General features: G+C 45.0%; 17 protein-coding genes and 1 pseudogene. 7 read left to right on the top strand and 11 right to left on the bottom strand.

From position 1 onward, the window contains the following. Positions 1–242: 242 nt before the first annotated feature. A complete protein-coding gene (locus tag ADH67_RS13115) occupies positions 243–1,208 on the bottom strand; it encodes a LysR family transcriptional regulator (protein WP_066594543.1) in 966 nt (321 codons plus the stop codon). 109 nt (positions 1,209–1,317) lie between these two features. Between ADH67_RS13115 and ADH67_RS13110 the strand changes: the two genes are divergently transcribed. From ADH67_RS13110 to ADH67_RS13100, 3 genes are all read left to right on the top strand, one after another. Beyond that, entirely contained in the window at positions 1,318–2,730 is a 1,413-nt protein-coding gene (locus ADH67_RS13110; protein WP_066594542.1) for an amidohydrolase family protein, read from the top strand. A gap of 18 nt (positions 2,731–2,748) precedes the next feature. Beyond that, positions 2,749–4,143, top strand: coding sequence for a C4-dicarboxylate transporter DcuC (gene dcuC, locus ADH67_RS13105; RefSeq protein WP_066594541.1), 1,395 nt, complete (start codon positions 2,749–2,751; stop codon positions 4,141–4,143). 257 nt (positions 4,144–4,400) lie between these two features. Beyond that, positions 4,401–5,186 carry a TonB-dependent receptor plug domain-containing protein gene (locus ADH67_RS13100; protein WP_084081545.1) on the top strand — a complete coding sequence of 262 codons (786 nt, stop codon included), beginning with the start codon at positions 4,401–4,403 and terminating at the stop codon, positions 5,184–5,186. A 121-nt stretch (positions 5,187–5,307) separates the two neighbouring features. Here ADH67_RS13100 and ADH67_RS13095 read toward each other — a convergent pair whose 3' ends face one another. The 3 genes from ADH67_RS13095 to ADH67_RS13085 all read right to left on the bottom strand — a co-directional run bounded on the left by ADH67_RS13095 (position 5,308) and on the right by ADH67_RS13085 (position 10,102). After that, a complete protein-coding gene (locus tag ADH67_RS13095) occupies positions 5,308–6,684 on the bottom strand; it encodes an ISNCY family transposase (protein WP_066592095.1) in 1,377 nt (458 codons plus the stop codon). A 332-nt stretch (positions 6,685–7,016) separates the two neighbouring features. After that, positions 7,017–8,393: an ISNCY family transposase gene (locus tag ADH67_RS13090; RefSeq protein WP_066592095.1), complete on the bottom strand. Its 1,377-nt coding sequence runs from the start codon at positions 8,391–8,393 to the stop codon at positions 7,017–7,019. A gap of 332 nt (positions 8,394–8,725) precedes the next feature. Further along, positions 8,726–10,102, bottom strand: a complete 1,377-nt coding sequence (locus ADH67_RS13085; RefSeq protein WP_066592095.1) for an ISNCY family transposase — start codon at positions 10,100–10,102, stop codon at positions 8,726–8,728. 137 nt (positions 10,103–10,239) lie between these two features. On the opposite strand from ADH67_RS13085, the gene ADH67_RS13080 reads away from it, so the two are divergent. From ADH67_RS13080 to ADH67_RS13070, 3 genes are read left to right on the top strand one after another with little or no spacing between them, the layout of a single operon-like run. Beyond that, positions 10,240–11,586 carry a TonB-dependent receptor domain-containing protein gene (locus ADH67_RS13080; protein WP_236578578.1) on the top strand — a complete coding sequence of 449 codons (1,347 nt, stop codon included), beginning with the start codon at positions 10,240–10,242 and terminating at the stop codon, positions 11,584–11,586. Between the two features lie 43 nt (positions 11,587–11,629). Then, positions 11,630–13,276: an ABC transporter ATP-binding protein/permease gene (locus tag ADH67_RS13075; protein WP_236578576.1), complete on the top strand. Its 1,647-nt coding sequence runs from the start codon at positions 11,630–11,632 to the stop codon at positions 13,274–13,276. Beyond that, positions 13,273–14,145, top strand: a complete 873-nt coding sequence (locus tag ADH67_RS13070; protein ID WP_066594539.1) for a hypothetical protein — start codon at positions 13,273–13,275, stop codon at positions 14,143–14,145. The genes ADH67_RS13075 and ADH67_RS13070 overlap by 4 nt, the downstream gene beginning before the upstream one ends. A gap of 87 nt (positions 14,146–14,232) precedes the next feature. Here the strand turns inward: ADH67_RS13070 and ADH67_RS13065 are convergent, their stop codons facing one another. Beyond that, positions 14,233–14,751: an O-acetyl-ADP-ribose deacetylase gene (locus ADH67_RS13065; protein WP_066594537.1), complete on the bottom strand. Its 519-nt coding sequence runs from the start codon at positions 14,749–14,751 to the stop codon at positions 14,233–14,235. Between the two features lie 80 nt (positions 14,752–14,831). Then, the gene (locus tag ADH67_RS13060) at positions 14,832–16,103 is read right to left on the bottom strand and encodes a M20/M25/M40 family metallo-hydrolase (protein ID WP_066594531.1); all 1,272 of its coding nucleotides are present in this window, start codon (positions 16,101–16,103) and stop codon (positions 14,832–14,834) included. Positions 16,104–16,340: 237 nt separating this feature from the next. On the opposite strand from ADH67_RS13060, the gene ahpC reads away from it, so the two are divergent. Beyond that, positions 16,341–16,904, top strand: coding sequence for an alkyl hydroperoxide reductase subunit C (gene ahpC / locus ADH67_RS13055; protein ID WP_066594529.1), 564 nt, complete (start codon positions 16,341–16,343; stop codon positions 16,902–16,904). Positions 16,905–16,977: 73 nt separating this feature from the next. Here the strand turns inward: ahpC and ADH67_RS13050 are convergent, their stop codons facing one another. The 5 genes and pseudogenes from ADH67_RS13050 to tnpA form a co-directional block, all read right to left on the bottom strand. Then, positions 16,978–17,478, bottom strand: coding sequence for an AtaL-like protein (locus tag ADH67_RS13050; RefSeq protein ID WP_066594527.1), 501 nt, complete (start codon positions 17,476–17,478; stop codon positions 16,978–16,980). A gap of 11 nt (positions 17,479–17,489) precedes the next feature. After that, on the bottom strand, positions 17,490–18,596 hold the full coding sequence (locus ADH67_RS13045; protein WP_066594526.1) for an amino acid ABC transporter permease: 1,107 nt from the start codon (positions 18,594–18,596) through the stop codon (positions 17,490–17,492). After that, the gene (locus tag ADH67_RS13040) at positions 18,586–19,752 is read right to left on the bottom strand and encodes an amino acid ABC transporter permease (RefSeq protein WP_066594517.1); all 1,167 of its coding nucleotides are present in this window, start codon (positions 19,750–19,752) and stop codon (positions 18,586–18,588) included. Before ADH67_RS13040 ends, ADH67_RS13045 begins: the two co-directional genes overlap by 11 nt. Positions 19,753–19,823: 71 nt before the next feature. Further along, entirely contained in the window at positions 19,824–20,846 is a 1,023-nt protein-coding gene (locus ADH67_RS13035) for an amino acid ABC transporter substrate-binding protein (protein WP_066594515.1), read from the bottom strand. A 235-nt stretch (positions 20,847–21,081) separates the two neighbouring features. After that, positions 21,082–21,439 (bottom strand): annotated as a pseudogene (gene tnpA, locus ADH67_RS13030) (IS200/IS605 family transposase); the annotation flags it as partial.

Raw genomic sequence — 21,439 nt, 5'->3', positions numbered from 1 at the left:
CAGTTTAGAAAAGGCCCTGCGAACCGCATCTGGAACGTAGGGATGTTTACTGGAACCGCCTTGGTGCCGAACGGCATGCCAGGTGGTGTGAGAGGGACGGGTAATAACCGGCCCTACTCGATTTCATTAAAAGTTGGTCCGATAATGGTAAGAGTTAGCCTCTCCGGGTGCTTCTCGCCTAGCAAAATGATCTTTGTGAGGCGCCTACAGGACAAATGAGGCAGAAGTGTCCCAACTCAGTTCTACCTTAGGTACTCATCATAAAGAGCTTTTGGAACTGCCTTTTTGAGTCGGGCCTCGCAAGAGGCTTCCGTTTTGGCAAATTCCTTGGCCATGTAATCAGCAAAGCGGCGAAGGTAAGGTTTCTTCCAGTCGTCTGTATGAATAGCCACATAATTCTCTTGGGACGGCCGGTGCCAGCCGTTAAGAATAGGAACTAATTCTCCTCGTTCTATCTCGTCAATGCAGTGAAAAAGCGGAAAGCCTAGAGAAATGCCGATTCCTTGAAGAACGGCCTGTTTTGCCATTTCCACATTACTCCAGCGGATGGAGGTTATCTTCGGGATGTTCATGACTTCCGCACCTTTTCTCAATACATAGTTGACTGAAAAAGCATAGCGGGACGGATAAAGGCTGGAGAAAATATGGTGATGTTCCAGGTCTTGAAGAGTTTCGATAGGACCGTTTTTTTCAAGGTATTCTTTGGAGGCAACCGGCATAAAAACCATCTTTCCTCGCGAAAGTAAAACACAGTCAGGAAGCGGTATAACGCCGGAAATAAAAGCAATATCCGCTAGCCTTTGCTTAAATTCTTCAACATCTAGCGGAGCAATGACATTTACACGAGTCCGAGGATTCTGTGAAACGTATTGTTGAATCATCTTCGGCATGTATTTTGCCTGCGTGTTGCCGATCATTAACCGGATGATTTGAGAATCATCGGATACTCGATCCGAAAGAATGTTGGAAATTTTTTCTCGAGAGTGAATCATCGACTCCGCATAAGGAAACAGCTCATAAGCGGTCGGTGTCGGAAGAAAAGGCCTTCCTGCTCTATCGAAAAGTTGGACGCCTAGCAGCTTCTCAAGTTTTTGGAGTTTCTTCGATACTGAAGAACTTTCCAAATTCAGTTTAGCCGCAGCCTCCTGTATTGAGCCTTCGTTAAATACTGCCAAGAATACTTTCCAAATGTCCAGGTCTTCAGTCATCTTATATCCAGAATGGCAATCTATATTGCTATTTTAGATATTTTCTTATCGACATATTCCGGAGGAACTTTAAACTGGAATCAGGTTAATCCACTCTCAGGAGCAAACCATGACTGATTTGATTATCAGAGGAGCGCGAGTGGTTGATCCGCTCAATAAGCTCAACGCCTTCAGAGATGTTGCCGTCGAAGACGGGAAAATAAAATCGGTCGCTGAAGAAATCTGCGAACCTTCTTGTGAAGAAATTTCAGCGGCCGGTAAAGTTCTCATCCCCGGAATCATTGATATGCATACGCATATGCGTACCGTGCTTGGCCATAAGCACGCTCAAAGAATGATTGCCAAAGCCGGTGTCTGCACTGCCTTAGATATGGCCGGCCCTCTCGAAGATATTCTTTCTACCGTTTCTGAAACAGGAGCAGGTGTAAATATCGCTGTTTTGGAAGCCGCTCGGGAAGGTTTTACTTTGTCCTCTTCACGGCCCTCTGTAAGCGAACAAGAAGACTTTCTAGACAAAACTCTTGAACAGGGAGGGATCGGCATAAAGCTGCTCGGCGGCCATTTTCCGATGGATCTCGATATCAGCGAGAGTTTTATTGATATTGCCAATCAAAAGAAAGCCTGGGTTGCTTGGCATGTGGGGAGCACCAAACATGGTTCCAACATAGAAGGTCTAAGAGAGGCTGTGGCTGCAGCCGGTATGGATCGTTTTCTTCATGTGGCTCACGTAAATAGCTACTGCCGGGGACAAGTTCTGAATGAACGAGATGAGGCTTTGGAAGCCATTGAGCTGCTCAAGGCGCACCCTAATATTTTTTCTGAGTCTTATTTGTCTCCTCTTAACGGAACAAGATTCGTGATCCGAGACAATGTTCCCGTAAGCAAAGTAACGACGACTTGTCTTCTCAAGCTTGGATACTCAAATGACTATGAAGGTGTAAAGAAGGCAATTTTGGATGGAGCTGCGGGCGTGTTGGCCGATACCGGCGTAATCGGCGTTCTTCTTTCAGGCCGTGAAGGTGTTCAGTATTGGGAAGCGCGCAATACGGAATGTGTCGGCAGTTTCAGCGTCAATCCCGCAGTGAGCCGTTTTTTGTTGGCAACGGCAAAAAGGGCTGACGGCTCCTTCGTTGTGGATTCCTTCTCAACAGACGGCGGTTGTTATCCGCGTAACGTGATTGTTGAAAATGGTTTGCTTCTCGTTAAATTCGGAGCTCTTTCCCTAACGGAATATGCAGTGAAAGCTAGTCTGAACGGAGCTCGTGCCTTGGGCCTTCCGAATAAAGGCCACCTTTCCGTTGGTGCAGATGCTGATATTTCCATTCTGGATATTGAAGCAGAAAAAGCTTTTGCCACGGTTGTGAACGGCCGAGTTTCTATGCTTAACGGAAACTTGGTTGGTTCCGGTACTACCTTTATCTGTGATGAAAGAGGAGCAGGAACTTTAAAGCGGAGAGGGCTCTCATATGTCGTCAAAGCCCCGCTTTCTTTAGACCAAATAGAAAACCGCTATATCTCATAAACTATTAGGAGAACCATAATGTTCGGACTTATAACCGTTACAGTTGGTATCGTTCTAGTCGGATACCTCATTGTTAAGAAATACTATGCTCCTTGGGCTTTGCTTCTTGTAGGACTTCTGATGCTGCTCGCCGTTGGCTTATTTACCAATGTGCCTCTCGTCACAGGAAAAAAAGTTACTCACAGCATGCTGCTTGATGTGGTTCAGGTCGTCACGAACCTGTCTTCTTCAACTCTAGCCGGACTTGGTTTGCAGATTATGGTTATTTCCGGTTTGGCTGACTACTTGGATAAGATTGGCGCTACCAAATCCTTCGTTAAGGTTTGCTCCAAGCCGCTTTACTATATCCATAGTCCTTATACGCTTCTTGCCATCTCCTACCTGGTTGGTCAGTTCATTAACATCTTTATTCCGTCTGCCGTAGGCCTCGGCGTTTTATTGATGCTCACCGTGTATCCGCTTTTAATGGCAGTCGGTGTCTCCAGAGTATCGGCTGCCGCCGTCATCGTAACGGCAAGCTGCTTGGATTTGGGACCTGCTTCTGCAAACTCCATTGTGACTTCAAAGCTCTTAGGCATTTCTGCAATGGAATATTTCTTGGAAGGCCAGCTGCTTATCGGTGTTATTGCTGCTGCCGTCATTGCTGTTTCTCACGGCCTCCTGCAAAGATATTTCGATAAGAAAGATTTGGCCAGCGGACGCCTGAGTGAAGATGATTTCAAGATGAGAAGCGAACTTATGGCAGCCGGTGCAAAAGATAAACAGCCCGATGCTCCTCGCTTTTATGCCATTCTTCCTGTACTGCCAATCGTATTCTTATTCATCTTCTCGAAGTTCTGCTATACAGGAGTAAGACTTGAGCTCATCACTTGCATGTTCTTATGCATGATCATCACCTTCTTGGTCGATCTGTTAACTAAGAGAACTTTTAAGGAATGCGTTGCTAATACCAAATCTATTTTCCAGGGTATGGGCCGCGTATTTACCTCCACAGTATCTCTAATCATCTGCGCGCTGGTCTTTGCAGAAGGCTTGAAGCTCTCCGGCGGTATTACAACCATCATCGGTTGGGCTGCTTCTATGCAGAACACTGCCGGTGTCGTCATGCTGATTGTTATGTGCACACTTTTGGCTTTTGCTTCTATTCTTACCGGCTCAGCGAACGCTGCATTTTTTGCCTTTAACTCTCTTTTACCGCACGCAGCTAAAGCAGTAAATTGGGACTTGATTGTGATGGCTTGCCCGGTTCAATTAGTGAGCGGTATTGGACGTTCTATGTCTCCAATCGCAGGCGTTACGATTGCTGTTTCCAGTATTGCAGAACTTTCTTCGTTCGAAGTTGTAAGAAGGACAATTCCTGTCATGGCTATCGGTATGATTACCGTCGTCCTCAGTTCTTTGATTCTCTTGTAGTACCCTTAAGTTGAAGTTTCATAGGAACTGATACGACCTCTGAACCTTTAAAACTTTCAAAAGCGCTTCTCTTTCAATGGGAGAGGCGCTTGCGCTTTTTCGAAAGGGTGGGCCGTTTGCGTGCTGTCTGAACAGACTTTAGTTTAAATAAGTCTCTTTTCTGATGTCCCGGGAATAATCAAAGCTATTTAGATTCTCTAATACTTAGTGGACTAAGTGATATTATAAATAATAATCATTCTCATTTCTATTTCATCATGAAACCTCAATCTTTTTCTTTGTTATCTGTTGCAGTCCTTGCTGCCATTACATCAACCTCTACGTTTGCCCAAATATCGCAGGCTTCCGAAACTATTTCTACCGGACCGGTAGTCGTTACAGCTTCTCGTACAGAGAAAGTTCTCAATGAAGTTCCTTCATCCGTCGTTGTCGTCACTGGCAGTCAATTAGAACAAGAGAATCAGAGAACGCTGGGAGACTCTCTTTTGGATATTCCCAACGTGATGCTTGAGGCACCGGAAAGTCCTGTATTCACAAGAATATCTATTCGAGGTTCGGATTCCGATCAAATTTCTTATCTTATTGACGGTGTACGCCAAGATAACTACACCATGAGCGGCAATCGTCCGGCATTTATGTTCGTGGATCCGGAAATGATTAAACAGGTGGAAGTCAGAAGAGGAGGCGGCTCTTCTTTGTACGGTAACGGAGGCATCGGAGGGACTATTGCCGTAACCACAAAAACCGCTGGTGACTTATTGAAATCGGGCCGCGATTTTGGTGCACGGCTAAAGCTCGGCTACAACGATGATGCCCGAGAATTCGGACAATCAGCATGGTTGTTTGGAAGAAAAGGTCCTGTTGATGCGGTTATTGGTTTTTCACATAGAGACGGAGGAAAAATCATTTCTTCTTCTAATGGAAGACGCTCAAAGACTCCTCGCGATTCTAAGTATGATGCATTTACTTCAAAATTTACTATTACGCCGACCGATATGTTAAGCCAAGGCGATTTTGAGAGTCAGAAAACAACACGATTTTGAGAGAGCCAATTTTTAAGTGAAAGTCTTGCAAATTCTGTGGCTTTTAATTGCAATGAAAGGGGGTATTAACTCAGGTAAGCGTAGCGAACCTGAGTTAATACCCCCTTTCATCGCAATGCGCTTAGTGCTTATCCTTTTCGCTGTCTTCCTTTATTATCTCTTCAGCAGCCTCGATCACTAGTTCTCTCATGTTTAGTACTTCTCTTACTTTGGCAGCTCGCTTATTAAGCCACAGTTGTCTTCGTTGATTTTCTTTCGCCATGATTTCGTCGACACGAGCATCAATGGTTTTAGCCGTTTCTGTGTATTCTTCAAATTTAGGACAACCTACCTTAGGAATAATTTTTATGGGTATTACTCTCAATCCCCATAGCATCTCGATCTTTCCATCCGGGTACTCTACGATAGAAACCTCCTTTCCAATCAAGCCATGACGGTTCTCAACCCCAAGAGCCTGAATGATTTGATTTTTGAAACTACAACTAAGATTTTTAGATAAATGTCGTTCGTGCCAGGTAGCACAGATCCTCTTTAACTCCTCTTCTGTTGCCAAGAGCGGTACATGAGCATCTTCTTGGTAAAAAGGCTTAATTGCAAACTCTTCGTTGTACTCGTTGACAAACTCCTCTATGTGCAAATTAGCGGTGTTAATATCCTTTATGCCTCGGAGCTTGAACTCTTTAGGCCAACGTCCTTGCAAAGTTTGATTTAGGCGTTCAATCCTTCCTTTTGCTTCGGGAGTTTTTGCATAGATGTACTCAATTCCAAGCATATTGCAGATGCGTTGGTACTGAGTTCCGTCTTGGTCTTCAGAGGTTAGTGGCCCCGAGGTCGTCGGTTTAAAAATGCTGTGTCTATCGCTATAGAAAGCCGCTGGTATGCCGTATTTAAAGACATGCCCCATAATGAGCTCTCGATAGGCCTCTCCTACTTCTGTAGGCCGCAGGCACGCCGCAGTAATGGTTCCTGTTGCATCATCAATAAAGGCGTGAACGACACAAAAAGGCTCATCCTCTCCGAACCAACGATGTCGGGATCCATCAATTTGGATCAATTCTCCGAACCGGCTGCGACGTCGACGTAATGGATGGCCTTTACTCTCTGCTTTCTTTTCTCTGGGATAAAGTTCAAGAAGACGTTGCCGGATAAATTCTTCGGATACTTCAATTTGTTCGCAATTCTTCAGGTATTTCCTTGCCAAAGCAGCTTGGAAGCCAGCGTACTTGGTTTGGAGCAAGTTGTCTATTCTTTCTCTTAGGTCCTTGTCCAGTTTGTTTACAGGTGAACGCCCCCGATTACCATGTTCTAAGCCTTCGGCTCCTTGTAATGAAAACTTGTTTAACTTCCTGAAAAAGGTTGACTCAGGCATTTTTAACTGAGTCAGTGCTTGCTTACAGGTGATCAGCCCGGCTCGGTACTCAGTAAATACAGCAACCAGTTCATTAATCGAGGGATGCTTAACGTTCTTTTTTGACCATTTAAAACCTCTAAAAAGCACAAGAATAAGTCAATAAAGACCGCCTAACTCCCATTTTCGCTTTGGTAAAACTCCCAATTTCGCCCTGGAATAAGCTCTCAGAATCGCCTAGGAAACTACTCTCAAAATCCCGTAGGAAGTTACTCTCAATTTCCCTTTTGCTTAACAAATGTCGTTTTGTACGATGTTAAGCCAAGGCGATTTTGAGAGTCAGAAAACAACACGATTTTGAGAGAGCCAATTTTTAAGTGAAAGTCTTGCAAATTCTGTGGCTTTTAATTGCAATGAAAGGGGGTATTAACTCAGGTAAGCGTAGCGAACCTGAGTTAATACCCCCTTTCATCGCAATGCGCTTAGTGCTTATCCTTTTCGCTGTCTTCCTTTATTATCTCTTCAGCAGCCTCGATCACTAGTTCTCTCATGTTTAGTACTTCTCTTACTTTGGCAGCTCGCTTATTAAGCCACAGTTGTCTTCGTTGATTTTCTTTCGCCATGATTTCGTCGACACGAGCATCAATGGTTTTAGCCGTTTCTGTGTATTCTTCAAATTTAGGACAACCTACCTTAGGAATAATTTTTATGGGTATTACTCTCAATCCCCATAGCATCTCGATCTTTCCATCCGGGTACTCTACGATAGAAACCTCCTTTCCAATCAAGCCATGACGGTTCTCAACCCCAAGAGCCTGAATGATTTGATTTTTGAAACTACAACTAAGATTTTTAGATAAATGTCGTTCGTGCCAGGTAGCACAGATCCTCTTTAACTCCTCTTCTGTTGCCAAGAGCGGTACATGAGCATCTTCTTGGTAAAAAGGCTTAATTGCAAACTCTTCGTTGTACTCGTTGACAAACTCCTCTATGTGCAAATTAGCGGTGTTAATATCCTTTATGCCTCGGAGCTTGAACTCTTTAGGCCAACGTCCTTGCAAAGTTTGATTTAGGCGTTCAATCCTTCCTTTTGCTTCGGGAGTTTTTGCATAGATGTACTCAATTCCAAGCATATTGCAGATGCGTTGGTACTGAGTTCCGTCTTGGTCTTCAGAGGTTAGTGGCCCCGAGGTCGTCGGTTTAAAAATGCTGTGTCTATCGCTATAGAAAGCCGCTGGTATGCCGTATTTAAAGACATGCCCCATAATGAGCTCTCGATAGGCCTCTCCTACTTCTGTAGGCCGCAGGCACGCCGCAGTAATGGTTCCTGTTGCATCATCAATAAAGGCGTGAACGACACAAAAAGGCTCATCCTCTCCGAACCAACGATGTCGGGATCCATCAATTTGGATCAATTCTCCGAACCGGCTGCGACGTCGACGTAATGGATGGCCTTTACTCTCTGCTTTCTTTTCTCTGGGATAAAGTTCAAGAAGACGTTGCCGGATAAATTCTTCGGATACTTCAATTTGTTCGCAATTCTTCAGGTATTTCCTTGCCAAAGCAGCTTGGAAGCCAGCGTACTTGGTTTGGAGCAAGTTGTCTATTCTTTCTCTTAGGTCCTTGTCCAGTTTGTTTACAGGTGAACGCCCCCGATTACCATGTTCTAAGCCTTCGGCTCCTTGTAATGAAAACTTGTTTAACTTCCTGAAAAAGGTTGACTCAGGCATTTTTAACTGAGTCAGTGCTTGCTTACAGGTGATCAGCCCGGCTCGGTACTCAGTAAATACAGCAACCAGTTCATTAATCGAGGGATGCTTAACGTTCTTTTTTGACCATTTAAAACCTCTAAAAAGCACAAGAATAAGTCAATAAAGACCGCCTAACTCCCATTTTCGCTTTGGTAAAACTCCCAATTTCGCCCTGGAATAAGCTCTCAGAATCGCCTAGGAAACTACTCTCAAAATCCCGTAGGAAGTTACTCTCAATTTCCCTTTTGCTTAACAAATGTCGTTTTGTACGATGTTAAGCCAAGGCGATTTTGAGAGTCAGAAAACAACACGATTTTGAGAGAGCCAATTTTTAAGTGAAAGTCTTGCAAATTCTGTGGCTTTTAATTGCAATGAAAGGGGGTATTAACTCAGGTAAGCGTAGCGAACCTGAGTTAATACCCCCTTTCATCGCAATGCGCTTAGTGCTTATCCTTTTCGCTGTCTTCCTTTATTATCTCTTCAGCAGCCTCGATCACTAGTTCTCTCATGTTTAGTACTTCTCTTACTTTGGCAGCTCGCTTATTAAGCCACAGTTGTCTTCGTTGATTTTCTTTCGCCATGATTTCGTCGACACGAGCATCAATGGTTTTAGCCGTTTCTGTGTATTCTTCAAATTTAGGACAACCTACCTTAGGAATAATTTTTATGGGTATTACTCTCAATCCCCATAGCATCTCGATCTTTCCATCCGGGTACTCTACGATAGAAACCTCCTTTCCAATCAAGCCATGACGGTTCTCAACCCCAAGAGCCTGAATGATTTGATTTTTGAAACTACAACTAAGATTTTTAGATAAATGTCGTTCGTGCCAGGTAGCACAGATCCTCTTTAACTCCTCTTCTGTTGCCAAGAGCGGTACATGAGCATCTTCTTGGTAAAAAGGCTTAATTGCAAACTCTTCGTTGTACTCGTTGACAAACTCCTCTATGTGCAAATTAGCGGTGTTAATATCCTTTATGCCTCGGAGCTTGAACTCTTTAGGCCAACGTCCTTGCAAAGTTTGATTTAGGCGTTCAATCCTTCCTTTTGCTTCGGGAGTTTTTGCATAGATGTACTCAATTCCAAGCATATTGCAGATGCGTTGGTACTGAGTTCCGTCTTGGTCTTCAGAGGTTAGTGGCCCCGAGGTCGTCGGTTTAAAAATGCTGTGTCTATCGCTATAGAAAGCCGCTGGTATGCCGTATTTAAAGACATGCCCCATAATGAGCTCTCGATAGGCCTCTCCTACTTCTGTAGGCCGCAGGCACGCCGCAGTAATGGTTCCTGTTGCATCATCAATAAAGGCGTGAACGACACAAAAAGGCTCATCCTCTCCGAACCAACGATGTCGGGATCCATCAATTTGGATCAATTCTCCGAACCGGCTGCGACGTCGACGTAATGGATGGCCTTTACTCTCTGCTTTCTTTTCTCTGGGATAAAGTTCAAGAAGACGTTGCCGGATAAATTCTTCGGATACTTCAATTTGTTCGCAATTCTTCAGGTATTTCCTTGCCAAAGCAGCTTGGAAGCCAGCGTACTTGGTTTGGAGCAAGTTGTCTATTCTTTCTCTTAGGTCCTTGTCCAGTTTGTTTACAGGTGAACGCCCCCGATTACCATGTTCTAAGCCTTCGGCTCCTTGTAATGAAAACTTGTTTAACTTCCTGAAAAAGGTTGACTCAGGCATTTTTAACTGAGTCAGTGCTTGCTTACAGGTGATCAGCCCGGCTCGGTACTCAGTAAATACAGCAACCAGTTCATTAATCGAGGGATGCTTAACGTTCTTTTTTGACCATTTAAAACCTCTAAAAAGCACAAGAATAAGTCAATAAAGACCGCCTAACTCCCATTTTCGCTTTGGTAAAACTCCCAATTTCGCCCTGGAATAAGCTCTCAGAATCGCCTAGGAAACTACTCTCAAAATCCCGTAGGAAGTTACTCTCAATTTCCCTTTTGCTTAACACTATTACGCCGACCGATAACTCTCTAGTTTCCCTTGGGTATAACTATGACGATACTAAGTTGGATCAGGGAAGCAGCGACGACGAAACAAAGTATCGCCTTAAGCAGCATAGACTGACAGGAAGGTGGGAATACAGCTACGGTGATTATGTTGATTTGGTCGTAAATATGCAGTACACCAAACTTGACAACAAGTTTGACGGAACTTCATATAACCCGGAAGCGTATTTCAAAGACGACTATGAGTCCTACAGTATCAACGCTCAGAACACCTCAATTGTGTATTTGGGAGGAATTCACACGTTAACTTATGGATTTGATGCCTCTTCGAACCGTCAGAAGGCAACAGATATTCATGGGAAATTAGACCGAAGCCGACCAAAATCCAAAGGCTATGACGCAGGACTGTTCATTCAAGACGAATACGCCATCAATGACTATGTCACAATTACGCCTGTATTGCGCTGGTCTTACTATGACCGGAATCCGACTGGAGACAGTGACTCTAAGTTCGGCTTAACCACAAGAAATGACAACAAATTCACTCCCGGAATCACGTTAACACTTGCGCCGAGCAAAGCCCTCTCTTTTTATGCATCCGTGCAGAGCGGATATCGTCCTCCATTCTTAGATGAGCTTTATACGTCAATCGAGTATCCTGAGTGGGGGATGTATTCAGTCGTTTTGCCGAACCCTAATCTGAAACCGGAAGAATCCATTAATGTGGAATTGGGAGTTAATGGCGATTACAAGAGTTTATTCGGAGAATCTGATAGATTTGTGTTCCATGCCAATGTGTTCCGAGATCGGGTGAAAAACTTGATCAATGCCGGTGCCACCGGAGATATGGATTTCTCTCCTGACGGAGATATGATTCTCTATTACTCAATTAAAAACGTTGGAAAGGCACTTAAAACTGGATTTGAAGCTTCTCTTGATTATTACCCGGGAAATGCGGATTTCCACTTGTCTTACGGCTACCTCCATGCGGAAGATAAGAATACGGGGAAGAAAATACCAGGACTGACTCCAATGCAGGCTACCTTACGTGCGGGCTATACCTATAAGCCCTGGGATCTTAATGGATGGTACAGACTGCGTTTGTACAAAGGAGGTGAAAGCAATATAGAAACATCTTGGGGAAGCGGTGAATATAAAAAGTTCAGCGGCTTCGCTACTCACGCTGTTGGTTTAACCTGGAGACCGCATTTGAAAGATCGGGCTGACTTTGCTTTGACGTTCTCTATCGATAACGTAATGAATAAAAAGTACCGATATCTGAATGGCGGATATGGTGTGGGAAGGAGTTACAGAGCTTGGCTAACCGCTAACTTCTAGGACTTCTGTCTTGAAGATAAAGCGTAAAGAGAGAAGCTCTTTTTTGAGTTTCCTCCTCAGAGTCTTCCTCAATACAAAGCAGTGGAGATTATGGCTGCTGCTTTGTGTTGTAGTCATCGGCTACCTTGTCAATATCAAACTGGCAGTGGCGCTTAATGACTGGAATGGTCGATTCTACAACGCTCTGCAGGCAGTTGATAAGGAAAAAATTTTTGATTGCTTGTACGATTTTATTTTAATTTGCTCCTCAATTATTGCGGTTTTAGTGACGGCGGATTACCTGCAGGAAAGAGCGGCTCTGATTGCAAGAAGAGTGTTAACAGAGGAGTTTTTTTCTCAATGGCTGTCAGATAAAGCAGCTTTTTACCGTTTGAGGCAGGAGTCAAAAGAGCCTGATAATCCGGATCAACGCATCTCCGAAGATGTTCGTGAAGTAATTAGTCTTTTTCTAAATCTTTGCACCAGTTTCTTAAATTCTGTTTTGATGATCGGAAGTTTTTCCGTCATTCTCTGGAATTTATCAGGACCTCTTACTGTCTGGGGTATTTCGATCCCGGGCTATATGTTCTGGGTCTGCCTAATCTATACCATCCTAGAGACTGTGTTGACTCATTTGATCGGCAAAAAACTAAAAAGACTCAATTTTGATTCCCAAAGGAGAGAAGCAGATCTCAGAGCCTCTCTTCTTGCAAAAAGAATTAATGCTGAGGCTATTGCCGGGATGCGCGGGGTGGAAGCAGAACGCGCCCGTTTGATGACAACGTTTTCTTCCCTGCTTATGGTACTTGTCGATACTTTAAGAAAAAAGAGAAACCTAGAGTATTTCTCGGTTGGGGCAGGTCAAATTACACATCTGACACCGATTTTCTTTTCCCTGCCTGCCTTTTTCTCAGGGGCCATCGAGCTCGGGGGATTGATGCAAATTCGTGGAGCCTTTATTGATGTTGCTCGTTCTTTGTCGTGGATTGCGATGTCTTATGCTCAGCTATCTAAATTTGCGGCGACGTATGAGAGGCTTTCGACTTTGCACTCATCTATTGAAGAGGTAAGCGCAGAAAAAAAAGATTCCGTTAGTTATTCCTCTCAAGAAAGCGGATTGAAAGCAAACCTCTTAATGAGCATCCCGAACCGAGGCTCGGATGGAACTTCACTTAGCGTGAACCTAGCGGTTGATCCTGGAGAAATCTGCATTTTGCAAGGGGCTTCCGGGACAGGAAAAAGTTCCATCTTGCGTGTACTCGCAGGTTTTGATTATTTTGCTACCGGCACTGTGGAAAGTGCTCCAAAAGTGCTGTGGATTACACAGAAACCGTATATCTTTACAGGATCTTTGAAAGCAAATTTGTCATATCCCTCCCTGGCCGAAGATCTGTCCGATCACGAAGCAAATCAACTACTTGATAAGGTTGGACTGGGAGACTTAAGTTTGTTATTGGAACACGAGACAGATTGGGAACACCGTCTGAGCGGCGGGGAAAAGCAACGAATAATGCTAATCCGGGCAATTCTTAAGAAGCCGGACGTGCTGCTTTTGGATGAAGTTACCTCTGCTCTAGACGAAGAAAGCGCAGTGAAGATAGTGCTGTTGCTTAAAGCCTCTTTAAAAGACACGGCTATTTTGATGGTTTCTCATCAGTCAGCTTTAATAGCCCATGCAGATCGAATTTTTAATATGAAGGACTTTTTATGAGTTTTCATGGAACTAATACATTTATTCCGTTTCCGCGTTACGAAAATGCTGTATTCATTGGCGACACCGCAGCAGAGACTTTGGCAGAACTCAAGATCTACGCAAGAGGTCTGATAGGCGGAGAGCTACCAAACATGCAGTCTTATCATCCGGCCGAAAAGCTTCTGGAATGCACATCTTGCGTGATGAACGATCAGCGTCTTCTGACAACCGCAATGCGAAGAGGAGAAATTGATTACATTCTTTTGGAAAATAATTCGGTCTCCGATATGAATCTAAAGGAACTTGCTCCCCGATTAGAGGCGAGCGGGTTTTGCGTAAAGATTCTGGACATCACAGAAGATCCTGTGGAGAACATTAAAAGAGCGGCTTTTTTATTCCAAGAAGAAAAACGCGGTGAGAGAGTGGTTCGGGAGTATCTGAGAACCGAAGAGGCACTCAGAAAGCTTCCTCCGTTGCCCATGCAAAAGATTTTATCTTTACTAGCAATTCGTCATCCGGTAGACGATCGCATTTTTTTATTCGCTATCTCCGGAGTTTCTGAACTGAACCGGGAGATATATCCAGCGTTAAACGCAATCAATCCGGTTCGGGAAGATTTGTATGACACGGTAATACCAGGACTTGTTGAAGTTAATGATTTGGCCCCTTTTCTTTCTTATGAGCCGGACTGGATTGCAGTGATGGGAGATGCATTGGGCGTACAGAAAAAGTTGTCGGAATATGTTCAAAGTCACCCACGTGAGGTTCCGAAAGCACTAAGTCAGATGAAGGTTTTTTCGGTGCCGTACTATGCTCGTCCGCTTGCCGTAAGAAAGCCTTCGATTCTAAAGTTTTGGAGAGAAGCTGCCGAAAAAACAAACGATTAAGAGGTTTGTGTGAGACTGCCGAGGCGAGTTAAGAGGAGCGACCTCGTTTTCCGGCACTTCTCCTTTTTTTATTCCATTGGCACCAGGCTAATATTTGTAGACCGATTTTTTTGCTTGGTTTAGTGCTGATTGATAAATCGCTTGGTCTTCAGGTGAAAAAGTACACATCCGAACTTCGCCGTCAAATGGATGCTCAAGGATAGTTTTGACGGCTATTTCTGCGGCTAATTCCTTCGGAAAATGATAGGCTCCTGTTGAGATGTTTGGAAAAGCTACGGTTTTCAGATTCAATTCTTTAGCAATATCTAGGGCGGTCCGATAGCAGGAAGCCAAAAGCTCGGCTTCATTTTCCTGACCTCCTCTCCAAATAGGTCCGACCGTATGGATGACGTGTTTGGCAGGAAGAAGATATCCTTGGGTAACCTTACTTTGTCCAGTCGCGCAACCGTTCAGTCGCAAACATTCTTCAAACAATTGTTTGCCGGCAGCTCTATGGATCGCACCGTCTACTCCGCCTCCTCCCAGAAGAGAACAGTTTGCGGCATTGACGATGGCATCCACAGCTAAACGAGTGATGTCTCCGCACGATATCGTTAGTTTGCTCATTGAGTTCCTCCGGAGGCTGATAGCACAAGAGCACAGAAAAATCTGTGCTCTTGAAGTTCCTTTAACGCACTATGTGCAAATTATGCTCTTTTTGGAAGGAGCGGTTCGCTTCTGCCTTTAACTCCGACCAAGCCAAGAACGGTCATGAGAGCCAACTGCGGACCACGGTAGGAATCTGTGGAGTCATACCATTCCTTAACGTTGTGGTTGAATCCTTCTGTTCCGCCGCCGCCGAGTGTTGTAGCAGGAATGCCGAGGCTCAATGGAACGTTCTGGTCTGTGCTGGCGCATGTGTATTTCTTCAGAGGAATGCCAAGAACATCCATGGCGCATCTTGCAGCCATCAGAACCGGAGAAGAATCCGGTTGATCACCGGCCGGGCGTTCGCCAATCGGTTCAATCTTAACTTTGATCTGTGCATCGCCCTCTGCTTTCCAGCGAGCATTTTCTTCGTCAGCTGCCTGCTGAAGAAGCGGGAGCAGGCGGTCTACCAACTTGTTGAGTTCAGTATTGCAGACGGAGCGTGTGTCAATTTCAGTTGTAGCGGAGGCCGCGATGGAGTTGACTGTAGTGCCGCCGACGATTGTGCCGACTGTGAAGGTTGTCTTCGGATCAGCAGGAACTTCGAGGTCAGCAATCTTAGCGATAGCACGTCCTAATGCATGAGTTGCGCTGGCTGTACCGAAAGCACTCCAGCTGTGTCCGCCTGGGCCTTCGAAAGTAACTCTGAAGCGGCGGGAGCCTGTAGAACCGTGAAGAAGTCTTTCAACATTAGCACTGTCAACGGAAATGAAGCCGTCGATGTGTTCTTCTTTGCTCTTGAACAAGTACTTGGAACCGCGAAGGTCGCCGTTGCCTTCTTCACCGACGGTTGCAGTGAAGAGGATGTCGCCGACAGTTTCAATCTTCTGTTCCTGAAGAGTACGGAGAACTTCGAGAATAACAGCCAATCCTCTGGCGTCATCGGAAATTCCGGGAGCGTAGAACTTGTTTCCTTCTCTGCGGACTTTGACGTTGGTTCCCATTGGGAAAACGGTGTCTAAGTGAGCGCCGAGGGCTAAACGAGGACCATTGCCAGTACCCGGGCGAACGCCGATAACGTTGCCTTCCTGGTCAATTCTGACGTTAGTCAAACCAAGATCTTTGAGTCTTTGTGCAAAATCTTTGGCTCTGTCTTCTTCGTGGAAAGGAGCGGCTTCAATTTCTGTAATTTCTACTTGATCCTTGAGCGTTCTTTCTTCTTCGTCTTTTGCAGCGGCAACAGCTTTAATGACTGGTTCGAAGGTTTTGATCTGGTTGTAGGCTTCGACAACAGAATTTGGAATCGGAGGAAGTTTGATTGGATCTGACATCTGAAATTCCTTGTTTGTTCATTGGTAATAGCCCTAAATCATAATGTGGTATTACCACTTAAGCAATATCCCGTTACTTACTCTTTATTACGAAATGAAGACGCTTCCTATAACCCCGTGACCTTCAAGGACAGAGAAGATTGATAGAAAATTTCGATAACGTTAATAGACATAGTCCATTAGACAAAACCCTAATGCTGGCTTAGACTGACCGAAATTTTTAAAGGAGAGACAAACATGTCTTTAATCGGCACTCAACTTCAGCCGTTCCAAGCTGAAGCATTCAAGAACAACGAATTCATCACAGTTACTGACAAAGACCTCCTCGGTAAATGGTCTGTCGTTTTCTTCTACCCAGCAGACTTCACATTCGTTTGCCCGACAGAATTGGAAGACCTTGCTGAACAATATGCGGAATTCCAAAAGATTGGTGTTGAAATCTATGCTGTTTCTACAGACACACATTTCACACACAAAGCATGGCACGACACATCTGCCGCTATCAAGAAAGTTGAATACCCAATGGTTGGTGACCCAACAGGTACATTGACACGCAACTTCGGCGTTATGATCGAGAGCGAAGGCCTTGCACAGCGCGGTACATTCGTTATCAATCCTAGCGGTAAGATCGTTGTTTGCGAAATCCACGACGGCGGTATCGGTCGCGACGCTAAGGAACTCCTCCGCAAGGTTCAGGCTGCTCAGTTCGTAGAAGCCAACCCAGGCTTGGTTTGCCCAGCTAAATGGCAGCCGGGTGCTAAGACTCTCAAGCCGGGTCTTGACCTCGTCGGTAAGATCTAATCCTTAGGTTCGCTGCTCATAAAAAGCTCCCTGTCTCGAAAGATTCAGGGAGTTTGACTTTGTAGATTTTGCGTTATTGCTTTGTGGGAATGAACTTTCCTTGAGCAATCATTTCAAGAAGCTTATTGGCAACATCTTTGTCTTTCTGTTCCCAAGCCTGGATTCTTAACTGCTTGTATTGTTCCGCGTCCTTAACTTGCTCGTGTTCTGTATTTTCAAAATACGTAAATCGCAGGAAGAAAACTCCGGCCTCCGGTTCTTCAATCTGAACTTCGAATCGGCTCTGTGGGATTGCTTCCGTCTCGTCAATATTGAATTTAATTAACTCCTGCGGAATTGTTTCTACCACGTCTTGAACGGTGTAAGGACCGAAATTCAACTTTCTATTGAGGGTGGTTGTCCCGTCAGGATGAAGATTCTCATCAATTTCTGCATCTTCCAGTACGGAAATAAAGTTTTCCGGATGAGTCACAAAAAACATGAGTCCCATCCATAAATCATCTCGTGTTACTTTGCCTGCGAGATCGGGAGTTTTGCTGGACATGCGGATGATATGTTCATGAACTTTTTGCATTGTCTTATTCCTTATGCTGCTTGAGCTTTAGCCTCAGCAAGCGCACCTTGTTTCTTTCGTTCAATTCGCTTTTCAAGCCAGATGCTGTACCTGGACATGATAAAACTGAATACGAAATAGATTATGGCAATAAAGAGATATCCTTCCAGGAAGAAGTTGCGCCAATTGGGATCTCCAAGGGCCAGTCTCAGACTGCCTGTTAGGTCATACATGGAGACAATGGTGACCAATGAGGTGTCCATAAAAGTGGAAAGCAAACTATTAACGAACGCCGGAATAATCGTGACAAAAGCCTGCGGCAGAATGATGTACACATAAACTTGAAAACGGTTTAAACCGAGAGAATCGGCAGCGTAGAACTGTCCTTGCGGAATAGTTTGCAAGCCTCCTCGTATAGTTTCGGCCATATACGCGGCTTGGAAAAGCACGATACCGATCACAATTCTCCAGAAGGCTTCAATTCTCCACGCCGGAGGAAGCAGCAGCGGGAAAATAAAGGAAGCTACAAAGAGTACGGTGATGAGCGGTACTCCGCGGATAAGTTCGATATAGCCGGCGCATAGGTTGCGGATGATTGCCATTTTGGATCGGCGTCCGATAGCAAGCAGAATGCCGATAGGTGCCGAAAGCGTCATTCCCAACAATGTCAGAATGATTGTCAGAGGCAAGCCGCCCCAGCTGTCGGAATCCACGCGCTCAAGGCCGAAAATGCCGCCTTTCATCAAAATAAAGAAGGCTGCCAAACTGCAAACCCAGCCGCCGATAAGCCACTTAGAGGCTTGTTTTGTCCAGGTCTGAGGGAAAGCCGAAATGACCAGCATCAATAAGACCAAGAAGGTGGCTAAAGCAGGTCTCCATTGAATTTCATAGGGGAATCTTCCGAAAATGATCAAACGCCATTTTTCCGTAACAAAGCCCCAGCAGGCGCCGTCGTGATTTTGCAGACACGCTTTGAAGTCTGCTCTGAAAATGGCATCTGCTACGCCCCAGTTCCAAACATACCAGCCGGCTAATCCGAAAAACAAGATAAGGCCAATCGTAAGAATGGAGGCCAACGGAGAATAAAAGAAACTTCTCCAAATCTTGTTGGAGTATTTGAAAATAATATTACGAGCCATTTGTACCTCTCGTAACTTTAGCGTTCAGCCAGTTCATCAGGACTGCGGTAATTAAATTCAGAGTCAGGAAGACGGACATGATGATGACAATAACTTCTAATGCTTGTCCGTTTAAGTTAATTGTGGAGTTCCCAATGGAAACCAAGTCCGGATACCCGACGACTACAGCCAAGGATGAGTTTTTAGTCAAGTTCATGTATTGGCTGGCCAGAGGAGGGACGGCTAATTTTAGTGCTTGGGGGAAGACGATATAACTGATGATTTCTGTTTTTGTCATTCCCAGAGCGGAAGCGGCTGCCCATTGTCCTTTTGGCACTGCAAGAAAACCGGCGCGGAAGATCTCTGCAATGGCTGCTGAGGTGAAGAACGTTAATCCAAACCAGAGTGCCAAGAATTCCGGAGAGAGGGAGCCTCCTCCTTCGATAGCAAAACGCTGAACTTCCGGTTTATCCCAGCCGAATACAAAACCGCAGATAATCCACGTCAGAACCGAGATAAGCACGCCTCCCAGAAATCCGCTGACGGTCGCAACCAGCCCTGTTGATTTCTTAAGAAAAGCGGCTCTTAGGGCCAGCCAGGAGACAACGAAGGAGACGGTTGTGATTACGAATGAAATGTGCCAATCGTTTGGAAGGGCAAATTGGAATCCGGCTTTTGAGAGCACGGCCCAAGATCCGAAATGGATAGGGTCAAAGGAATCCGGCAGCAGCTCGGTGATGACAAGATAGACCAAAAGCAGCTGAACCAAAAGAGGAATATTCCGATAGAACTCGACGTGCAATGCACCGAGAAATTTAATCAGAGGATGCTTTGAAAGTCTCATTAACCCGACGATAATGCCTAGTACCGTCGCTGTAATAATCGACAAGACGGAGACTTTGATCGTGTTGAGAAGGCCTGCTAAGAAGGCTTTGAAATAAGCCTCTGAAGAGTTGAAGGTGATTAAAGATTCACCAATTTCAAATCCTGATCTTTCGAAGAGGAAGTCAAATCCGGAATGAATGTTTCTAGCGGATAAGTTCGCAGAAACGTTGAAAATAAAGGAGCCGAAGACAGCCACCAGAATTAACAGCAAAGCTCCCTGCCAGAGACCTTCTTTAATTTTTCTGTGTCTTTCTCTTAGCCTCCAAGAGGCATCACCTTTTGGTCCTGACATAATTTTTTCTTACTTCCAAATAACGGGTAAAAATGGCGGGAATCCCGCCATTTTTTAACCGGAGTTAAATCTTAACGGACGGGAGGAGCGTACAGGATACCGCCTTTTGTCCATTGATTGTTAACACCGCGCGGAAGAGCAAGCGGAGTCTTCGGTCCAAGATTCTTTTCGAAGCTTTCACCGTAGTTGCCGACCTGCTTAACAATGCGGTAAGACCAATCCTTATCCAAGCCGAGAAGTTTACCCATATCTTCGCCGCTGCCGACTAAACGCTGTACGTTCGGGTTGGTGCTGGTCTTCTTGACCTGGTCAACGTTTTCCTGAGTTATGCCGTATTCTTCAGCTTCGATCAAAGCATTCAGAACCCAACGGCAGATCTGGAACCATTCGTTGTCGCCGCGTCTGACGGAAGGTCCGAGAGGTTCTTTGGAGATAACTTCAGGAAGAATGATGTAGTCATCAGGGTTAGCGGCTTTAGTTCTTGCACCTGCCAAGTCGCTCATGTCGGTGGTGTAAACCTGGCAGCGGCCGGAGAGGAAAGCTCCCTGAGTTGCTTCAGTTGTATCGAATACAACTGCTTTGTACTTCATGTTATGAGACTTGAAGTAATCGGCGACGCTTGGTTCGCTGCTGGTGCCGGACTGAACACAGATAGTGGCGCCGTTGAGTTCGTTAACGGATTTAACACCGAGTTTCTTAGGTACTAAGAAGCCCTGGCCATCATAGTAGATCGTGCCGACGAAGACGGCTCCGAGAGAAGCGTCGCGTGTCAGGTTCCAAGTTGTATTGCGGGCCAAAACATCGATTTCACCGGCTTGGAGAGCGGAGAAACGCTGCGGGGAGCTCAGCGGAACAAATTTTACTTTTGTGGCGTCGCCAAGAACTGCAGCGGCGAGTGCACGGCAGTAATCAACATCCAAACCCGTCCATTTTCCTTGGCTGTCAGCATTAGAGAAGCCTGGAGCGGCTGTATTGACGCCGCAAACTACTACGCCGTCTTTTTTAACCTTATCGAGTACGGCGCCCGCAAGTGCGGCTTGGCTGAAAGAGAGAGCTGCCGCAGCGGCGACGGCAGAAAGCAGAATTTTTTTCATGAGGTTTCCCTTTTTAAGGTTGAGCTATTAATACTTTTACCACAATGGCAACTGTTAACAAATGTTTTTACTAGAAATTTGTATTTTCCGAGAAAATCCGTTGGGTAATGGGTCGGAAGAGGAAAGGATGTGTTTTCTCTCTGAAAAGGCTATTTCTGAAGTTCTGATTTATCAGACCGACCCGTAAAACACCGTCCTTAGGACGGTGATATAAGGGTCGAATATAATAATTTTTTCAGTCAGGCGTATTCTGTTGTTCAATGTACTGTTTGATAATAGAAATAGGTGCACCCCCACAACTTGCAGCAAAATAAGAAGGAGCCCAGAGAGCATCCCCCTTCCCCATAACATGCTAGGAATGGAGGGATATTTCTTTTTTCGAATAAGACGGCCCGATACTCCTTTCAGGGAATTGACTGAACGAGATATAGAGACTTTAGGTGGGTAAGTAATTAACAAATGAACATGATATTTTTCGCCATCAAACTCTACTAAGTCAGCTTCAAAATCATTACAAACTGAGGGAAAAATTATTTTCAGTGCGTCCAATATCTGTTTGGTAAATACATATCGTCTGTACTTAGTGGCAAAGA

Source organism: Turicimonas muris (assembly GCF_002221595.1).
Lineage (GTDB): Bacteria > Pseudomonadota > Gammaproteobacteria > Burkholderiales > Burkholderiaceae_F > Turicimonas > Turicimonas muris.
The sequence above is the reverse complement of the archived record's forward strand: the minus strand, read 5'-3'. Positions and strand labels throughout refer to the sequence as shown.

Coding starts and splice junctions, on each gene's coding strand:
- ADH67_RS13070 (WP_066594539.1), top strand. CDS start 13,273: ATGAGTTTTCATGGAACTAATACATTTATTCCGTTTCCGCGTTACGAA.
- ADH67_RS13040 (WP_066594517.1), bottom strand. CDS start 19,752: ATGTCAGGACCAAAAGGTGATGCCTCTTGGAGGCTAAGAGAAAGACAC.
- ADH67_RS13065 (WP_066594537.1), bottom strand. CDS start 14,751: ATGAGCAAACTAACGATATCGTGCGGAGACATCACTCGTTTAGCTGTG.
- ADH67_RS13100 (WP_084081545.1), top strand. CDS start 4,401: ATGAAACCTCAATCTTTTTCTTTGTTATCTGTTGCAGTCCTTGCTGCC.
- ADH67_RS13110 (WP_066594542.1), top strand. CDS start 1,318: ATGACTGATTTGATTATCAGAGGAGCGCGAGTGGTTGATCCGCTCAAT.
- dcuC (WP_066594541.1), top strand. CDS start 2,749: ATGTTCGGACTTATAACCGTTACAGTTGGTATCGTTCTAGTCGGATAC.
- ADH67_RS13035 (WP_066594515.1), bottom strand. CDS start 20,846: ATGAAAAAAATTCTGCTTTCTGCCGTCGCCGCTGCGGCAGCTCTCTCT.
- ADH67_RS13050 (WP_066594527.1), bottom strand. CDS start 17,478: ATGCAAAAAGTTCATGAACATATCATCCGCATGTCCAGCAAAACTCCC.
- ADH67_RS13045 (WP_066594526.1), bottom strand. CDS start 18,596: ATGGCTCGTAATATTATTTTCAAATACTCCAACAAGATTTGGAGAAGT.
- ahpC (WP_066594529.1), top strand. CDS start 16,341: ATGTCTTTAATCGGCACTCAACTTCAGCCGTTCCAAGCTGAAGCATTC.
- ADH67_RS13060 (WP_066594531.1), bottom strand. CDS start 16,103: ATGTCAGATCCAATCAAACTTCCTCCGATTCCAAATTCTGTTGTCGAA.
- ADH67_RS13115 (WP_066594543.1), bottom strand. CDS start 1,208: ATGACTGAAGACCTGGACATTTGGAAAGTATTCTTGGCAGTATTTAAC.